Source organism: Flavobacterium oreochromis (assembly GCF_019565455.1).
GTDB classification, from domain to species: Bacteria; Bacteroidota; Bacteroidia; order Flavobacteriales; family Flavobacteriaceae; genus Flavobacterium; species Flavobacterium oreochromis.
On sequence record NZ_CP067377.1, the window covers coordinates 2,439,782 to 2,457,558 of the forward strand.

Consider the following 17,777-nt stretch of genomic DNA (forward strand, 5'->3'; position numbering starts at 1 on the left):
AGCGAAAAAAGTAAAGAAAAAGTTCATAGACATATTGGATTGACAGCACGTTTTAATAGAGATATTAAGACAAACAAAATTTAAGAGAGTAAGAAAACTAGCGACTTTGTCAAAAAACTAGAGCGTAAGCTCAAAAAAATACGATGAAGAGTTTGATCCTGGCTCAGGATGAACGCTAGCGGCAGGCTTAACACATGCAAGTCGAGGGGTAGAAGGAGCTTGCTCCTTTGAGACCCGGCGCACGGGTGCGTAACGCGTATGCAATCTACCTTGTACAGGGGGATAGCCCAGAGAAATTTGGATTAATACCCCATGGTATTTTTAAATGGCATCATTTAATTATTAAAGTTCCAACGGTACAAGATGAGCATGCGTCCCATTAGCTAGTTGGTGTGGTAACGGCATACCAAGGCGACGATGGGTAGGGGTCCTGAGAGGGAGATCCCCCACACTGGTACTGAGACACGGACCAGACTCCTACGGGAGGCAGCAGTGAGGAATATTGGTCAATGGGCGCAAGCCTGAACCAGCCATGCCGCGTGCAGGATGACGGTCCTATGGATTGTAAACTGCTTTTGTACAGGAAGAAACACTCTCTCGTGAGGGAGCTTGACGGTACTGTAAGAATAAGGATCGGCTAACTCCGTGCCAGCAGCCGCGGTAATACGGAGGATCCAAGCGTTATCCGGAATCATTGGGTTTAAAGGGTCCGTAGGCGGTTTTATAAGTCAGTGGTGAAATCTGGTCGCTCAACGATCAAACGGCCATTGATACTGTAGAACTTGAATTACTTGGAAGTAACTAGAATATGTAGTGTAGCGGTGAAATGCTTAGAGATTACATGGAATACCCATTGCGAAGGCAGGTTACTACGAGTTAATTGACGCTGATGGACGAAAGCGTGGGGAGCGAACAGGATTAGATACCCTGGTAGTCCACGCCGTAAACGATGGATACTAGCTGTTTGGAGCAATCTGAGTGGCTAAGCGAAAGTGATAAGTATCCCACCTGGGGAGTACGCTCGCAAGAGTGAAACTCAAAGGAATTGACGGGGGCCCGCACAAGCGGAGGAGCATGTGGTTTAATTCGATGATACGCGAGGAACCTTACCAAGGCTTAAATGGGAGACGACAGATTTAGAAATAGATCCTTCTTCGGGCGTCTTTCAAGGTGCTGCATGGTTGTCGTCAGCTCGTGCCGTGAGGTGTCAGGTTAAGTCCTATAACGAGCGCAACCCCTGTTGTTAGTTGCCATCGAGTCAAGTCGGGAACTCTAACAAGACTGCCGGTGCAAACCGTGAGGAAGGTGGGGATGACGTCAAATCATCACGGCCCTTACGCCTTGGGCTACACACGTGCTACAATGGACGGTACAGAGAGCAGCCACCACGCAAGTGGGCGCGAATCTATAAAACCGTTCTCAGTTCGGATCGGAGTCTGCAACTCGACTCCGTGAAGCTGGATTCGCTAGTAATCGCAGATCAGCCATGCTGCGGTGAATACGTTCCCGGGCCTTGTACACACCGCCCGTCAAGCCATGGAAGCTGGGGGTACCTGAAGTCGGTGACCGCAAGGAGCTGCCTAGGGTAAAACTGGTAACTAGGGCTAAGTCGTAACAAGGTAGCCGTACCGGAAGGTGCGGCTGGAACACCTCCTTTCTAGAGACATAAAAAAGACCTAGGGTCTTACTCTCGCTGTTAGTTCAAAAAAAAAGACTTAAAATACAGAGTCTCGTAGCTCAGCTGGTTAGAGTACTACACTGATAATGTAGGGGTCGGCAGTTCGAGTCTGCCGGGACTACTTTTAACAAGTATTTTAAGAGAAAAGGAAATTTTAGAAGTTGAGTCCTTGAATTTTGAAATTTGAGATTTAAATTTTGAAATTAAAAACGGGGGATTAGCTCAGCTGGCTAGAGCGCCTGCCTTGCACGCAGGAGGTCATCGGTTCGACTCCGATATTCTCCACGAAAAAAATGATAATTATCAATTGATAATTGTTAATTGATTAAAGTTCATTGACATATTGAGATAAACATACAAACAAGTAGAAAGAACACAAAAAAATGTGAATTTTAAATTGTGAATTATGAATTGATTCATCATTTATAAATTAACATTTATAATTAAAAAAGAAACAATAAGCAAAATAAGGGCGTATGGGGGATGCCTAGGCTCTCAGAGGCGAAGAAGGACGTGATAAGCTGCGAAAAGCTGCGGGGATTGGCACATACGAATAGATCCGCAGATATCCCAATGGGGCAACCCACTATGTTGAAGACATAGTATCCGATAGGAGGCGAACCCGCTGAACTGAAACATCTAAGTAGGCGGAGGAGAAGAAAACAAAAGTGATTGCGTGAGTAGTGGCGAGCGAAAGCGCATTAGCCCAAACCAATGTTGTTACGGCAATATTGGGGTTGTAGGACCACAATATTTCTTGTAAACTGAATTAGAATAACCTGGAAAGGTTAACCAAAGAGGGTGATAGTCCCGTATAAGTAAGGGATATAAAGAATAGTGGTATCCTGAGTAGGGCGGGGCACGTGAAACCCTGTCTGAATCTGGCGGGACCATCCGCTAAGGCTAAATACTCCTGAGAGACCGATAGTGAACCAGTACTGTGAAGGAAAGGTGAAAAGAACCGTGAATAACGGAGTGAAATAGAACCTGAAACCATACGCTTACAAGCGGTCGGAGCATCATTAAGATGTGACGGCGTGCCTTTGCATAATGAGCCTACGAGTTAACGTTGCTGGCAAGGTTAAGCACTTCAGGTGCGGATCCGTAGCGAAAGCGAGTCTGAATAGGGCGCTTTAGTCAGTAGTGTTAGACGCGAAACCGTGTGATCTACCCATGGACAGGATGAAGCTGTGGTAACACATAGTGGAGGTCGAACCCGTTGACGTTGAAAAGTCTTGGGATGATCTGTGGGTAGGGGTGAAAGGCCAATCAAACTCGGAAATAGCTCGTACTCCCCGAAATGCATTTAGGTGCAGCGCTGTGGTCTAGTTATATAGAGGTAGAGCTACTGATTGGATGCGGGGGCTTCACCGCCTACCAATTCCTGACAAACTCCGAATGCTATATAATATACACAGCAGTGAGGGCTTGGGTGCTAAGGTCCAAGTCCGAGAGGGAAAGAACCCAGACCATCAGCTAAGGTCCCCAAATGTATGCTAAGTTGAACAAACGCGGTTTGATTGCATCGACAGCTAGGATGTTGGCTTGGAAGCAGCCATTCATTTAAAGAGTGCGTAACAGCTCACTAGTCGAGCGATCGAGCATGGATAATAATCGGGCATAAGCATACTACCGAAGCTATGGACAGAATATACTGTGGTAGGGGAGCATTCTAACATCGTAGAAGGTTTTTCGTGAGGGATGCTGGAGAGGTTAGAAAAGAAAATGTAGGCATAAGTAACGATAATGGGTGCGAGAAACACCCACACCGAAAAACTAAGGTTTCCGCAGCTATGCTAATCAGCTGCGGGTTAGTCGGGTCCTAAGGCAAAGCCGAAAGGCGCAGTCGATGGCCAACGGGTTAATATTCCCGTACTACTTATAATTGTGATGGAGTGACGCAGTGATGAAAGTACCGCGAACTGACGGAATAGTTCGTTAAAGTACGTAACTATAAGACCTATAGGCAAATCCGTAGGTTTTGGTGAAATACGATAGTACTCGGAATCTTCGGATGATGGGATAGAGTACCTAAGGGCTGCCAAGAAAACCTTCTAAACTTAGATTATAAGTACCCGTACCGTAAACCGACACAGGTAGTTGAGGAGAGAATCCTAAGGTGCTCGAGAGATTCATGGCTAAGGAATTAGGCAAAATAGACCTGTAACTTCGGGAGAAAGGTCGCCAGCGCAAGCTGGCCGCAGTGAAGAGGTCCAGGCGACTGTTTATCAAAAACACAGGGCTCTGCAAAATCGTAAGATGACGTATAGGGCCTGACACCTGCCCGGTGCTGGAAGGTTAAGAGGAGATGTTATGAGCAATCAGAAGCATTGAATTGAAGCCCCAGTAAACGGCGGCCGTAACTATAACGGTCCTAAGGTAGCGAAATTCCTTGTCGGGTAAGTTCCGACCTGCACGAATGGTGTAACGATCTGGACACTGTCTCAGCCATGAGCTCGGTGAAATTGTAGTATCGGTGAAGATGCCGATTACCCGCAGTGGGACGAAAAGACCCTGTGCACCTTTACTATAGCTTAGTATTGACCTTGGATAAGTGATGTGTAGGATAGGTGGGAGACTGTGAAATGGCGTCGCTAGGCGTTGTGGAGTCATTGTTGAAATACCACCCTTTGCTTATCTGAGGCCTAACTCTCAAAAGAGAGGACATTGCTTGGTGGGTAGTTTGACTGGGGTGGTCGCCTCCAAAAGAGTAACGGAGGCTTCTAAAGGTTCCCTCAGCACGCTTGGTAACCGTGCGTAGAGTGCAATGGCAAAGGGAGCTTGACTGAGAGACATACAGGTCGATCAGGTACGAAAGTAGAGCATAGTGATCCGGTGGTTCCGCATGGAAGGGCCATCGCTCAAAGGATAAAAGGTACGCCCGGGGATAACAGGCTGATCTCCCCCAAGAGCTCACATCGACGGGGGGTTTGGCACCTCGATGTCGGCTCGTCACATCCTGGGGCTGGAGAAGGTCCCAAGGGTTGGGCTGTTCGCCCATTAAAGTGGCACGCGAGCTGGGTTCAGAACGTCGTGAGACAGTTCGGTCTCTATCTACTGTGGGCGTTAGAAATTTGAGTGGATCTGACTCTAGTACGAGAGGACCGAGTTGGACTAACCGCTGGTGTATCTGTTGTTCCGCCAGGAGCATCGCAGAGTAGCTACGTTGGGAAGGGATAAGCGCTGAAAGCATATAAGCGCGAAACCCACCACAAGATGAGATTTCTTTTAAGGGTCGTGGAAGATCACCACGTTGATAGGCTATAGGTGTAAAGGCAGTAATGTCATAGCCGAGTAGTACTAATAACCCGTAAGCTTATTGTAAGCCTCCCCCTTGCCCTGTAAAGGAGGGGGAAGCAGATTCTTTCTTTAAATGAATATTTATCTCAATATGTTAAAATATTGCTAGCTATAAGCTACAGTGAAAAGTAACTAGTAAAAAGTGAAAAGTCAAAGACTTATCACTATGAGCTAATCATTTATCACTTACAACCTTAAGGTGGTTATTGCGGCGGGGCTCACCTCTTCCCATTTCGAACAGAGAAGTTAAGCCCGCCAGCGTCGATGGTACTGCAATTATGTGGGAGAGTAGATCGCTGCCTTTCTTTATTCTGATTAGTAATTAGAATTTACATAAAAATCCCCTGAAAAGCAGGGGATTTTTTATCCTCGCAAAATAGAAAAGTTCCTAATTAGATTGAAAACAAGCTTTTAAAAATTTTTGAAAAAAAAGTAAAAAAAGTCTTGTAAAAGCTAAAAGAAACACTATCTTTGCACCCGCTAAGACGCTAAGTCAAACAGCGAAAAAAGTAAAGAAAAAGTTCATAGACATATTGGATTGACAGCACGTTTTAATAGAGATATTAAGACAAACAAAATTTAAGAGAGTAAGAAAACTAGCGACTTTGTCAAAAAACTAGAGCGTAAGCTCAAAAAAATACGATGAAGAGTTTGATCCTGGCTCAGGATGAACGCTAGCGGCAGGCTTAACACATGCAAGTCGAGGGGTAGAAGGAGCTTGCTCCTTTGAGACCGGCGCACGGGTGCGTAACGCGTATGCAATCTACCTTGTACAGGGGGATAGCCCAGAGAAATTTGGATTAATACCCCATGGTATTTTTAAATGGCATCATTTAATTATTAAAGTTCCAACGGTACAAGATGAGCATGCGTCCCATTAGCTAGTTGGTGTGGTAACGGCATACCAAGGCGACGATGGGTAGGGGTCCTGAGAGGGAGATCCCCCACACTGGTACTGAGACACGGACCAGACTCCTACGGGAGGCAGCAGTGAGGAATATTGGTCAATGGGCGCAAGCCTGAACCAGCCATGCCGCGTGCAGGATGACGGTCCTATGGATTGTAAACTGCTTTTGTACAGGAAGAAACACTCTCTCGTGAGGGAGCTTGACGGTACTGTAAGAATAAGGATCGGCTAACTCCGTGCCAGCAGCCGCGGTAATACGGAGGATCAAGCGTTATCCGGAATCATTGGGTTTAAAGGGTCCGTAGGCGGTTTTATAAGTCAGTGGTGAAATCTGGTCGCTCAACGATCAAACGGCCATTGATACTGTAGAACTTGAATTACTTGGAAGTAACTAGAATATGTAGTGTAGCGGTGAAATGCTTAGAGATTACATGGAATACCCATTGCGAAGGCAGGTTACTACGAGTTAATTGACGCTGATGGACGAAAGCGTGGGGAGCGAACAGGATTAGATACCCTGGTAGTCCACGCCGTAAACGATGGATACTAGCTGTTTGGAGCAATCTGAGTGGCTAAGCGAAAGTGATAAGTATCCCACCTGGGGAGTACGCTCGCAAGAGTGAAACTCAAAGGAATTGACGGGGGCCCGCACAAGCGGAGGAGCATGTGGTTTAATTCGATGATACGCGAGGAACCTTACCAAGGCTTAAATGGGAGACGACAGATTTAGAAATAGATCCTTCTTCGGGCGTCTTTCAAGGTGCTGCATGGTTGTCGTCAGCTCGTGCCGTGAGGTGTCAGGTTAAGTCCTATAACGAGCGCAACCCCTGTTGTTAGTTGCCATCGAGTCAAGTCGGGAACTCTAACAAGACTGCGGTGCAAACCGTGAGGAAGGTGGGGATGACGTCAAATCATCACGGCCCTTACGCCTTGGGCTACACACGTGCTACAATGGACGGTACAGAGAGCAGCCACCACGCAAGTGGGCGCGAATCTATAAAACCGTTCTCAGTTCGGATCGGAGTCTGCAACTCGACTCCGTGAAGCTGGATTCGCTAGTAATCGCAGATCAGCCATGCTGCGGTGAATACGTTCCCGGGCCTTGTACACACCGCCCGTCAAGCCATGGAAGCTGGGGGTACCTGAAGTCGGTGACCGCAAGGAGCTGCCTAGGGTAAAACTGGTAACTAGGGCTAAGTCGTAACAAGGTAGCCGTACCGGAAGGTGCGGCTGGAACACCTCCTTTCTAGAGACATAAAAAGACCTAGGGTCTTACTCTCGCTGTTAGTTCAAAAAAAAGACTTAAAATACAGAGTCTCGTAGCTCAGCTGGTTAGAGTACTACACTGATAATGTAGGGGTCGGCAGTTCGAGTCTGCCCGGGACTACTTTTAACAAGTATTTTAAGAGAAAAGGAAATTTTAGAAGTTGAGTCCTTGAATTTTGAAATTTGAGATTTAAATTTTGAAATTAAAAACGGGGGATTAGCTCAGCTGGCTAGAGCGCCTGCCTTGCACGCAGGAGGTCATCGGTTCGACTCCGATATTCTCCACGAAAAAAATGATAATTATCAATTGATAATTGTTAATTGATTAAAGTTCATTGACATATTGAGATAAACATACAAACAAGTAGAAAGAACACAAAAAAATGTGAATTTTAAATTGTGAATTATGAATTGATTCATCATTTATAAATTAACATTTATAATTAAAAAAGAAACAATAAGCAAAATAAGGGCGTATGGGGGATGCCTAGGCTCTCAGAGGCGAAGAAGGACGTGATAAGCTGCGAAAAGCTGCGGGGATTGGCACATACGAATAGATCCGCAGATATCCCAATGGGGCAACCCACTATGTTGAAGACATAGTATCCGATAGGAGGCGAACCCGCTGAACTGAAACATCTAAGTAGGCGGAGGAGAAGAAAACAAAAGTGATTGCGTGAGTAGTGGCGAGCGAAAGCGCATTAGCCCAAACCAATGTTGTTACGGCAATATTGGGGTTGTAGGACCACAATATTTCTTGTAAACTGAATTAGAATAACCTGGAAAGGTTAACCAAAGAGGGTGATAGTCCCGTATAAGTAAGGGATATAAAGAATAGTGGTATCCTGAGTAGGGCGGGGCACGTGAAACCCTGTCTGAATCTGGCGGGACCATCCGCTAAGGCTAAATACTCCTGAGAGACCGATAGTGAACCAGTACTGTGAAGGAAAGGTGAAAAGAACCGTGAATAACGGAGTGAAATAGAACCTGAAACCATACGCTTACAAGCGGTCGGAGCATCATTAAGATGTGACGGCGTGCCTTTTGCATAATGAGCCTACGAGTTAACGTTGCTGGCAAGGTTAAGCACTTCAGGTGCGGATCCGTAGCGAAAGCGAGTCTGAATAGGGCGCTTTAGTCAGTAGTGTTAGACGCGAAACCGTGTGATCTACCCATGGACAGGATGAAGCTGTGGTAACACATAGTGGAGGTCCGAACCCGTTGACGTTGAAAAGTCTTGGGATGATCTGTGGGTAGGGGTGAAAGGCCAATCAAACTCGGAAATAGCTCGTACTCCCCGAAATGCATTTAGGTGCAGCGCTGTGGTCTAGTTATATAGAGGTAGAGCTACTGATTGGATGCGGGGGCTTCACCGCCTACCAATTCCTGACAAACTCCGAATGCTATATAATATACACAGCAGTGAGGGCTTGGGTGCTAAGGTCCAAGTCCGAGAGGGAAAGAACCCAGACCATCAGCTAAGGTCCCCAAATGTATGCTAAGTTGAACAAACGCGGTTTGATTGCATCGACAGCTAGGATGTTGGCTTGGAAGCAGCCATTCATTTAAAGAGTGCGTAACAGCTCACTAGTCGAGCGATCGAGCATGGATAATAATCGGGCATAAGCATACTACCGAAGCTATGGACAGAATATACTGTGGTAGGGGAGCATTCTAACATCGTAGAAGGTTTTTCGTGAGGGATGCTGGAGAGGTTAGAAAAGAAAATGTAGGCATAAGTAACGATAATGGGTGCGAGAAACACCCACACCGAAAAACTAAGGTTTCCGCAGCTATGCTAATCAGCTGCGGGTTAGTCGGGTCCTAAGGCAAAGCCGAAAGGCGCAGTCGATGGCCAACGGGTTAATATTCCCGTACTACTTATAATTGTGATGGAGTGACGCAGTGATGAAAGTACCGCGAACTGACGGAATAGTTCGTTAAAGTACGTAACTATAAGACCTATAGGCAAATCCGTAGGTTTTGGTGAAATACGATAGTACTCGGAATCTTCGGATGATGGGATAGAGTACCTAAGGGCTGCCAAGAAAACCTTCTAAACTTAGATTATAAGTACCCGTACCGTAAACCGACACAGGTAGTTGAGGAGAGAATCCTAAGGTGCTCGAGAGATTCATGGCTAAGGAATTAGGCAAAATAGACCTGTAACTTCGGGAGAAAGGTCGCCAGCGCAAGCTGGCCGCAGTGAAGAGGTCCAGGCGACTGTTTATCAAAAACACAGGGCTCTGCAAAATCGTAAGATGACGTATAGGGCCTGACACCTGCCCGGTGCTGGAAGGTTAAGAGGAGATGTTATGAGCAATCAGAAGCATTGAATTGAAGCCCCAGTAAACGGCGGCCGTAACTATAACGGTCCTAAGGTAGCGAAATTCCTTGTCGGGTAAGTTCCGACCTGCACGAATGGTGTAACGATCTGGACACTGTCTCAGCCATGAGCTCGGTGAAATTGTAGTATCGGTGAAGATGCCGATTACCCGCAGTGGGACGAAAAGACCCTGTGCACCTTTACTATAGCTTAGTATTGACCTTGGATAAGTGATGTGTAGGATAGGTGGGAGACTGTGAAATGGCGTCGCTAGGCGTTGTGGAGTCATTGTTGAAATACCACCCTTTGCTTATCTGAGGCCTAACTCTCAAAAGAGAGGACATTGCTTGGTGGGTAGTTTGACTGGGGTGGTCGCCTCCAAAAGAGTAACGGAGGCTTCTAAAGGTTCCCTCAGCACGCTTGGTAACCGTGCGTAGAGTGCAATGGCAAAAGGGAGCTTGACTGAGAGACATACAGGTCGATCAGGTACGAAAGTAGAGCATAGTGATCCGGTGGTTCCGCATGGAAGGGCCATCGCTCAAAGGATAAAAGGTACGCCGGGGATAACAGGCTGATCTCCCCCAAGAGCTCACATCGACGGGGGGTTTGGCACCTCGATGTCGGCTCGTCACATCCTGGGGCTGGAGAAGGTCCCAAGGGTTGGGCTGTTCGCCCATTAAAGTGGCACGCGAGCTGGGTTCAGAACGTCGTGAGACAGTTCGGTCTCTATCTACTGTGGGCGTTAGAAATTTGAGTGGATCTGACTCTAGTACGAGAGGACCGAGTTGGACTAACCGCTGGTGTATCTGTTGTTCCGCCAGGAGCATCGCAGAGTAGCTACGTTGGGAAGGGATAAGCGCTGAAAGCATATAAGCGCGAAACCCACCACAAGATGAGATTTCTTTTAAGGGTCGTGGAAGATCACCACGTTGATAGGCTATAGGTGTAAAGGCAGTAATGTCATAGCCGAGTAGTACTAATAACCCGTAAGCTTATTGTAAGCCTCCCCCTTGCCCTGTAAAGGAGGGGGGAAGCAGATTCTTTCTTTAAATGAATATTTATCTCAATATGTTAAAATATTGCTAGCTATAAGCTACAGTGAAAAGTAACTAGTAAAAAGTGAAAAGTCAAAGACTTATCACTATGAGCTAATCATTTATCACTTACAACCTTAAGGTGGTTATTGCGGCGGGGCTCACCTCTTCCCATTTCGAACAGAGAAGTTAAGCCCGCCAGCGTCGATGGTACTGCAATTATGTGGGAGAGTAGATCGCTGCCTTTCTTTATTCTGATTAGTAATTAGAATTTACATAAAAATCCCCTGAAAAGCAGGGGATTTTTTATCCTCGCAAAATAGAAAAGTTCCTAATTAGATTGAAAACAAGCTTTTAAAAATTTTTGAAAAAAAAGTAAAAAAAGTCTTGTAAAAGCTAAAAGAAACACTATCTTTGCACCCGCTAAGACGATAAGTCAAAAGCGAAAAAAAAGTAAAGAAAAAGTTCATAGACATATTGGATTGACAGCACGTTTTAATAGAGATATTAAGACAAACAAAATTTAAGAGAGTAAGAAAACTAGCGACTTTGTCAAAAAACTAGAGCGTAAGCTCAAAAAAATACGATGAAGAGTTTGATCCTGGCTCAGGATGAACGCTAGCGGCAGGCTTAACACATGCAAGTCGAGGGGTAGAAGGAGCTTGCTCCTTTGAGACCGGCGCACGGGTGCGTAACGCGTATGCAATCTACCTTGTACAGGGGGATAGCCCAGAGAAATTTGGATTAATACCCCATGGTATTTTTAAATGGCATCATTTAATTATTAAAGTTCCAACGGTACAAGATGAGCATGCGTCCCATTAGCTAGTTGGTGTGGTAACGGCATACCAAGGCGACGATGGGTAGGGGTCCTGAGAGGGAGATCCCCCACACTGGTACTGAGACACGGACCAGACTCCTACGGGAGGCAGCAGTGAGGAATATTGGTCAATGGGCGCAAGCCTGAACCAGCCATGCCGCGTGCAGGATGACGGTCCTATGGATTGTAAACTGCTTTTGTACAGGAAGAAACACTCCCTTGTGAGGGAGCTTGACGGTACTGTAAGAATAAGGATCGGCTAACTCCGTGCCAGCAGCCGCGGTAATACGGAGGATCCAAGCGTTATCCGGAATCATTGGGTTTAAAGGGTCCGTAGGCGGTTTTATAAGTCAGTGGTGAAATCTGGTCGCTCAACGATCAAACGGCCATTGATACTGTAGAACTTGAATTACTTGGAAGTAACTAGAATATGTAGTGTAGCGGTGAAATGCTTAGAGATTACATGGAATACCCATTGCGAAGGCAGGTTACTACGAGTTAATTGACGCTGATGGACGAAAGCGTGGGGAGCGAACAGGATTAGATACCCTGGTAGTCCACGCCGTAAACGATGGATACTAGCTGTTTGGAGCAATCTGAGTGGCTAAGCGAAAGTGATAAGTATCCCACCTGGGGAGTACGCTCGCAAGAGTGAAACTCAAAGGAATTGACGGGGGCCCGCACAAGCGGAGGAGCATGTGGTTTAATTCGATGATACGCGAGGAACCTTACCAAGGCTTAAATGGGAGACGACAGATTTAGAAATAGATCCTTCTTCGGACGTCTTTCAAGGTGCTGCATGGTTGTCGTCAGCTCGTGCCGTGAGGTGTCAGGTTAAGTCCTATAACGAGCGCAACCCCTGTTGTTAGTTGCCATCGAGTCAAGTCGGGAACTCTAACAAGACTGCCGGTGCAAACCGTGAGGAAGGTGGGGATGACGTCAAATCATCACGGCCCTTACGCCTTGGGCTACACACGTGCTACAATGGACGGTACAGAGAGCAGCCACCACGCAAGTGGGCGCGAATCTATAAAACCGTTCTCAGTTCGGATCGGAGTCTGCAACTCGACTCCGTGAAGCTGGATTCGCTAGTAATCGCAGATCAGCCATGCTGCGGTGAATACGTTCCCGGGCCTTGTACACACCGCCCGTCAAGCCATGGAAGCTGGGGGTACCTGAAGTCGGTGACCGCAAGGAGCTGCCTAGGGTAAAACTGGTAACTAGGGCTAAGTCGTAACAAGGTAGCCGTACCGGAAGGTGCGGCTGGAACACCTCCTTTCTAGAGACATAAAAAAGACCTAGGGTCTTACTCTCGCTGTTAGTTCAAAAAAAAAGACTTAAAATACAGAGTCTCGTAGCTCAGCTGGTTAGAGTACTACACTGATAATGTAGGGGTCGGCAGTTCGAGTCTGCCCGGGACTACTTTTAACAAGTATTTTAAGAGAAAAGGAAATTTTAGAAGTTGAGTCCTTGAATTTTGAAATTTGAGATTTAAATTTTGAAATTAAAAACGGGGGATTAGCTCAGCTGGCTAGAGCGCCTGCCTTGCACGCAGGAGGTCATCGGTTCGACTCCGATATTCTCCACGAAAAAAATGATAATTATCAATTGATAATTGTTAATTGATTAAAGTTCATTGACATATTGAGATAAACATACAAACAAGTAGAAAGAACACAAAAAAATGTGAATTTTAAATTGTGAATTATGAATTGATTCATCATTTATAAATTAACATTTATAATTAAAAAAGAAACAATAAGCAAAATAAGGGCGTATGGGGGATGCCTAGGCTCTCAGAGGCGAAGAAGGACGTGATAAGCTGCGAAAAGCTGCGGGGATTGGCACATACGAATAGATCCGCAGATATCCCAATGGGGCAACCCACTATGTTGAAGACATAGTATCCGATAGGAGGCGAACCCGCTGAACTGAAACATCTAAGTAGGCGGAGGAGAAGAAAACAAAAGTGATTGCGTGAGTAGTGGCGAGCGAAAGCGCATTAGCCCAAACCAATGTTGTTACGGCAATATTGGGGTTGTAGGACCACAATATTTCTTGTAAACTGAATTAGAATAACCTGGAAAGGTTAACCAAAGAGGGTGATAGTCCCGTATAAGTAAGGGATATAAAGAATAGTGGTATCCTGAGTAGGGCGGGGCACGTGAAACCCTGTCTGAATCTGGCGGGACCATCCGCTAAGGCTAAATACTCCTGAGAGACCGATAGTGAACCAGTACTGTGAAGGAAAGGTGAAAAGAACCGTGAATAACGGAGTGAAATAGAACCTGAAACCATACGCTTACAAGCGGTCGGAGCATCATTAAGATGTGACGGCGTGCCTTTTGCATAATGAGCCTACGAGTTAACGTTGCTGGCAAGGTTAAGCACTTCAGGTGCGGATCCGTAGCGAAAGCGAGTCTGAATAGGGCGCTTTAGTCAGTAGTGTTAGACGCGAAACCGTGTGATCTACCCATGGACAGGATGAAGCTGTGGTAACACATAGTGGAGGTCCGAACCCGTTGACGTTGAAAAGTCTTGGGATGATCTGTGGGTAGGGGTGAAAGGCCAATCAAACTCGGAAATAGCTCGTACTCCCCGAAATGCATTTAGGTGCAGCGCTGTGGTCTAGTTATATAGAGGTAGAGCTACTGATTGGATGCGGGGGCTTCACCGCCTACCAATTCCTGACAAACTCCGAATGCTATATAATATACACAGCAGTGAGGGCTTGGGTGCTAAGGTCCAAGTCCGAGAGGGAAAGAACCCAGACCATCAGCTAAGGTCCCCAAATGTATGCTAAGTTGAACAAACGCGGTTTGATTGCATCGACAGCTAGGATGTTGGCTTGGAAGCAGCCATTCATTTAAAGAGTGCGTAACAGCTCACTAGTCGAGCGATCGAGCATGGATAATAATCGGGCATAAGCATACTACCGAAGCTATGGACAGAATATACTGTGGTAGGGGAGCATTCTAACATCGTAGAAGGTTTTTCGTGAGGGATGCTGGAGAGGTTAGAAAAGAAAATGTAGGCATAAGTAACGATAATGGGTGCGAGAAACACCCACACCGAAAAACTAAGGTTTCCGCAGCTATGCTAATCAGCTGCGGGTTAGTCGGGTCCTAAGGCAAAGCCGAAAGGCGCAGTCGATGGCCAACGGGTTAATATTCCCGTACTACTTATAATTGTGATGGAGTGACGCAGTGATGAAAGTACCGCGAACTGACGGAATAGTTCGTTAAAGTACGTAACTATAAGACCTATAGGCAAATCCGTAGGTTTTGGTGAAATACGATAGTACTCGGAATCTTCGGATGATGGGATAGAGTACCTAAGGGCTGCCAAGAAAACCTTCTAAACTTAGATTATAAGTACCCGTACCGTAAACCGACACAGGTAGTTGAGGAGAGAATCCTAAGGTGCTCGAGAGATTCATGGCTAAGGAATTAGGCAAAATAGACCTGTAACTTCGGGAGAAAGGTCGCCAGCGCAAGCTGGCCGCAGTGAAGAGGTCCAGGCGACTGTTTATCAAAAACACAGGGCTCTGCAAAATCGTAAGATGACGTATAGGGCCTGACACCTGCCCGGTGCTGGAAGGTTAAGAGGAGATGTTATGAGCAATCAGAAGCATTGAATTGAAGCCCCAGTAAACGGCGGCCGTAACTATAACGGTCCTAAGGTAGCGAAATTCCTTGTCGGGTAAGTTCCGACCTGCACGAATGGTGTAACGATCTGGACACTGTCTCAGCCATGAGCTCGGTGAAATTGTAGTATCGGTGAAGATGCCGATTACCCGCAGTGGGACGAAAAGACCCTGTGCACCTTTACTATAGCTTAGTATTGACCTTGGATAAGTGATGTGTAGGATAGGTGGGAGACTGTGAAATGGCGTCGCTAGGCGTTGTGGAGTCATTGTTGAAATACCACCCTTTGCTTATCTGAGGCCTAACTCTCAAAAGAGAGGACATTGCTTGGTGGGTAGTTTGACTGGGGTGGTCGCCTCCAAAAGAGTAACGGAGGCTTCTAAAGGTTCCCTCAGCACGCTTGGTAACCGTGCGTAGAGTGCAATGGCAAAAGGGAGCTTGACTGAGAGACATACAGGTCGATCAGGTACGAAAGTAGAGCATAGTGATCCGGTGGTTCCGCATGGAAGGGCCATCGCTCAAAGGATAAAAGGTACGCCGGGGATAACAGGCTGATCTCCCCCAAGAGCTCACATCGACGGGGGGTTTGGCACCTCGATGTCGGCTCGTCACATCCTGGGGCTGGAGAAGGTCCCAAGGGTTGGGCTGTTCGCCCATTAAAGTGGCACGCGAGCTGGGTTCAGAACGTCGTGAGACAGTTCGGTCTCTATCTACTGTGGGCGTTAGAAATTTGAGTGGATCTGACTCTAGTACGAGAGGACCGAGTTGGACTAACCGCTGGTGTATCTGTTGTTCCGCCAGGAGCATCGCAGAGTAGCTACGTTGGGAAGGGATAAGCGCTGAAAGCATATAAGCGCGAAACCCACCACAAGATGAGATTTCTTTTAAGGGTCGTGGAAGATCACCACGTTGATAGGCTATAGGTGTAAAGGCAGTAATGTCATAGCCGAGTAGTACTAATAACCCGTAAGCTTATTGTAAGCCTCCCCCTTGCCCTGTAAAGGAGGGGGGAAGCAGATTCTTTCTTTAAATGAATATTTATCTCAATATGTTAAAATATTGCTAGCTATAAGCTACAGTGAAAAGTAACTAGTAAAAAGTGAAAAGTCAAAGACTTATCACTATGAGCTAATCATTTATCACTTACAACCTTAAGGTGGTTATTGCGGCGGGGCTCACCTCTTCCCATTTCGAACAGAGAAGTTAAGCCCGCCAGCGTCGATGGTACTGCAATTATGTGGGAGAGTAGATCGCTGCCTTTCTTTAAAAACCCTATTCTGTAAAGAATAGGGTTTTTTGTTTTAGCAAGAATTTGATTGATGTTATTGCTTGCGTGATCGGGCGTAGCAAGCTACCATGTAGCGAGTAGCAAGCGACCCGACACATATTAAAGTGTTTCTGTCAAAGGCTCTTGATTATTGGTTGTGGTGGGGCACGTTATAAAAATTAGTATTTAAAATATAAAAAGATTATATTTGCTCACTTTAAATAAAAAATCATGAAAGCAGGTATTGTAGGCTTACCCAATGTGGGAAAATCCACTTTATTTAATTGTTTGTCTAATGCAAAAGCACAAAGTGCTAATTTTCCTTTCTGTACAATTGAACCTAATATTGGAGTGGTGAATGTACCCGATCCACGTTTAGAAAAGCTGGAAGAGTTGGTTAATCCGGAACGTGTATTACCTGCTACTGTGGAAATTGTTGATATTGCGGGTTTAGTTAAAGGTGCTAGTAAAGGTGAAGGTTTAGGAAATCAATTTTTAGGAAATATTCGTGAGTGTAACGCTATTATTCACGTATTACGTTGTTTTGATAATGATAATATTGTTCACGTAGATGGAAATGTTAATCCTATTCGTGATAAAGAGACTATTGATATAGAATTACAATTAAAAGATCTTGAAACTGTTGAAAAACGTTTAGATAAAGCTAAAAAAACTGCTAAATCAGGAAATAAAGAAGCTATTGTAGAGGCAGATTTGTTAGAACGTGTTAAGAATGTTTTGTTAGAAGGAAAATCTGCTCGTGTAGTGGAGCCTAAAAATCAGGATGAAGCAGACTGTTTAGAAAGTATTCAGTTAATTACAGCTAAGCCTGTATTGTATGTTTGTAATGTAGATGAATCGTCTGCGGCTACAGGAAATTCTTATGTAGATCAGGTTAAAGAATTGGTAAAGGATGAAAATGCAGAAGTTTTAGTTCTTGCAGTAGCTACGGAAGCAGATATTACTGAACTAGAAACTTATGAGGAGCGTCAAATGTTTTTAGGGGATATGGGGTTAGATGAGCCAGGTGTGTCTAAATTAATTCGTTCAGCCTATAAATTACTAAATCTTCAAACTTATTTTACTGCAGGTGTAAAAGAAGTTCGTGCTTGGACTATTCAAATAGGAGATACAGCTCCAAAGGCGGCAGGAGTAATTCACTCTGATTTTGAAAAAGGTTTTATCAGAGCAGAAGTAATTGCTTATGATGATTATGTTGCTTTTGGTTCAGAATCTAAAGTGAAAGAAGCGGGTAAGTTACGTGTAGAAGGGAAAGAATATATAGTGAAAGATGGTGATGTAATGCACTTCAGATTTAATGTGTAGTATTTGATATTATAACAAGAAATGAAAGGGTTCGATTTTTCGAACCTTTTTTATGTTATTTTTTGAGCAATTACTACAAAAGTGTCGTAAGCATACGTTTTACGGTCTATGAATTCTATTATTTTGAAGTTGTTAAGTTGAAGGTGTAAACTGATTTCTTCTTTAGTGAAAATACGTACAATAGAAGTGTCATATTGGATTAGTTT

At 45.3% G+C, this 17,777-nt stretch carries 1 protein-coding gene, 6 tRNA genes and 9 rRNA genes; all 16 read left to right on the forward strand.

Features of this window, described 5'->3' with window-relative positions:
- Positions 1-140 precede the first annotated feature (140 nt).
- Positions 141-1,657, forward strand: a 16S ribosomal RNA gene (locus tag JJC03_RS11705).
- Between the two features lie 69 nt (positions 1,658-1,726).
- Positions 1,727-1,799 (forward strand) — tRNA-Ile (locus JJC03_RS11710).
- A gap of 90 nt (positions 1,800-1,889) precedes the next feature.
- Positions 1,890-1,963 (forward strand) — tRNA-Ala (locus JJC03_RS11715).
- Positions 1,964-2,133: 170 nt separating this feature from the next.
- A 23S ribosomal RNA gene (locus JJC03_RS11720) occupies positions 2,134-5,002 on the forward strand.
- 171 nt (positions 5,003-5,173) lie between these two features.
- Positions 5,174-5,283, forward strand: a 5S ribosomal RNA gene (gene rrf, locus JJC03_RS11725).
- 334 nt (positions 5,284-5,617) lie between these two features.
- A 16S ribosomal RNA gene (locus JJC03_RS11730) occupies positions 5,618-7,131 on the forward strand.
- Positions 7,132-7,198: 67 nt separating this feature from the next.
- A tRNA-Ile gene (locus JJC03_RS11735) sits at positions 7,199-7,272 on the forward strand.
- Between the two features lie 90 nt (positions 7,273-7,362).
- Positions 7,363-7,436, forward strand: a tRNA-Ala gene (locus JJC03_RS11740).
- Positions 7,437-7,606: 170 nt separating this feature from the next.
- Positions 7,607-10,477, forward strand: a 23S ribosomal RNA gene (locus JJC03_RS11745).
- 172 nt (positions 10,478-10,649) lie between these two features.
- A 5S ribosomal RNA gene (rrf, locus tag JJC03_RS11750) occupies positions 10,650-10,759 on the forward strand.
- A gap of 335 nt (positions 10,760-11,094) precedes the next feature.
- A 16S ribosomal RNA gene (locus JJC03_RS11755) occupies positions 11,095-12,610 on the forward strand.
- A 69-nt stretch (positions 12,611-12,679) separates the two neighbouring features.
- A tRNA-Ile gene (locus JJC03_RS11760) sits at positions 12,680-12,753 on the forward strand.
- Positions 12,754-12,843: 90 nt separating this feature from the next.
- Positions 12,844-12,917: transfer RNA gene (locus JJC03_RS11765), tRNA-Ala, on the forward strand.
- A gap of 170 nt (positions 12,918-13,087) precedes the next feature.
- A 23S ribosomal RNA gene (locus JJC03_RS11770) occupies positions 13,088-15,958 on the forward strand.
- Between the two features lie 172 nt (positions 15,959-16,130).
- A 5S ribosomal RNA gene (gene rrf / locus JJC03_RS11775) occupies positions 16,131-16,240 on the forward strand.
- Together the 16S, 23S and 5S rRNA genes with 6 tRNA genes alongside form the textbook arrangement of a ribosomal RNA operon.
- Positions 16,241-16,476: 236 nt before the next feature.
- Complete coding sequence (gene ychF / locus JJC03_RS11780) at positions 16,477-17,571, forward strand: redox-regulated ATPase YchF (protein WP_235873361.1); 1,095 nt, start codon at positions 16,477-16,479, stop codon at positions 17,569-17,571.
- The last annotated feature ends 206 nt before the right edge of the window (positions 17,572-17,777 follow it).

Bases quoted from the DNA above. Each gene is read 5' to 3' on its own strand.
- ychF (WP_235873361.1), top strand. From the start codon at position 16,477: ATGAAAGCAGGTATTGTAGGCTTACCCAATGTGGGAAAATCCACTTTA.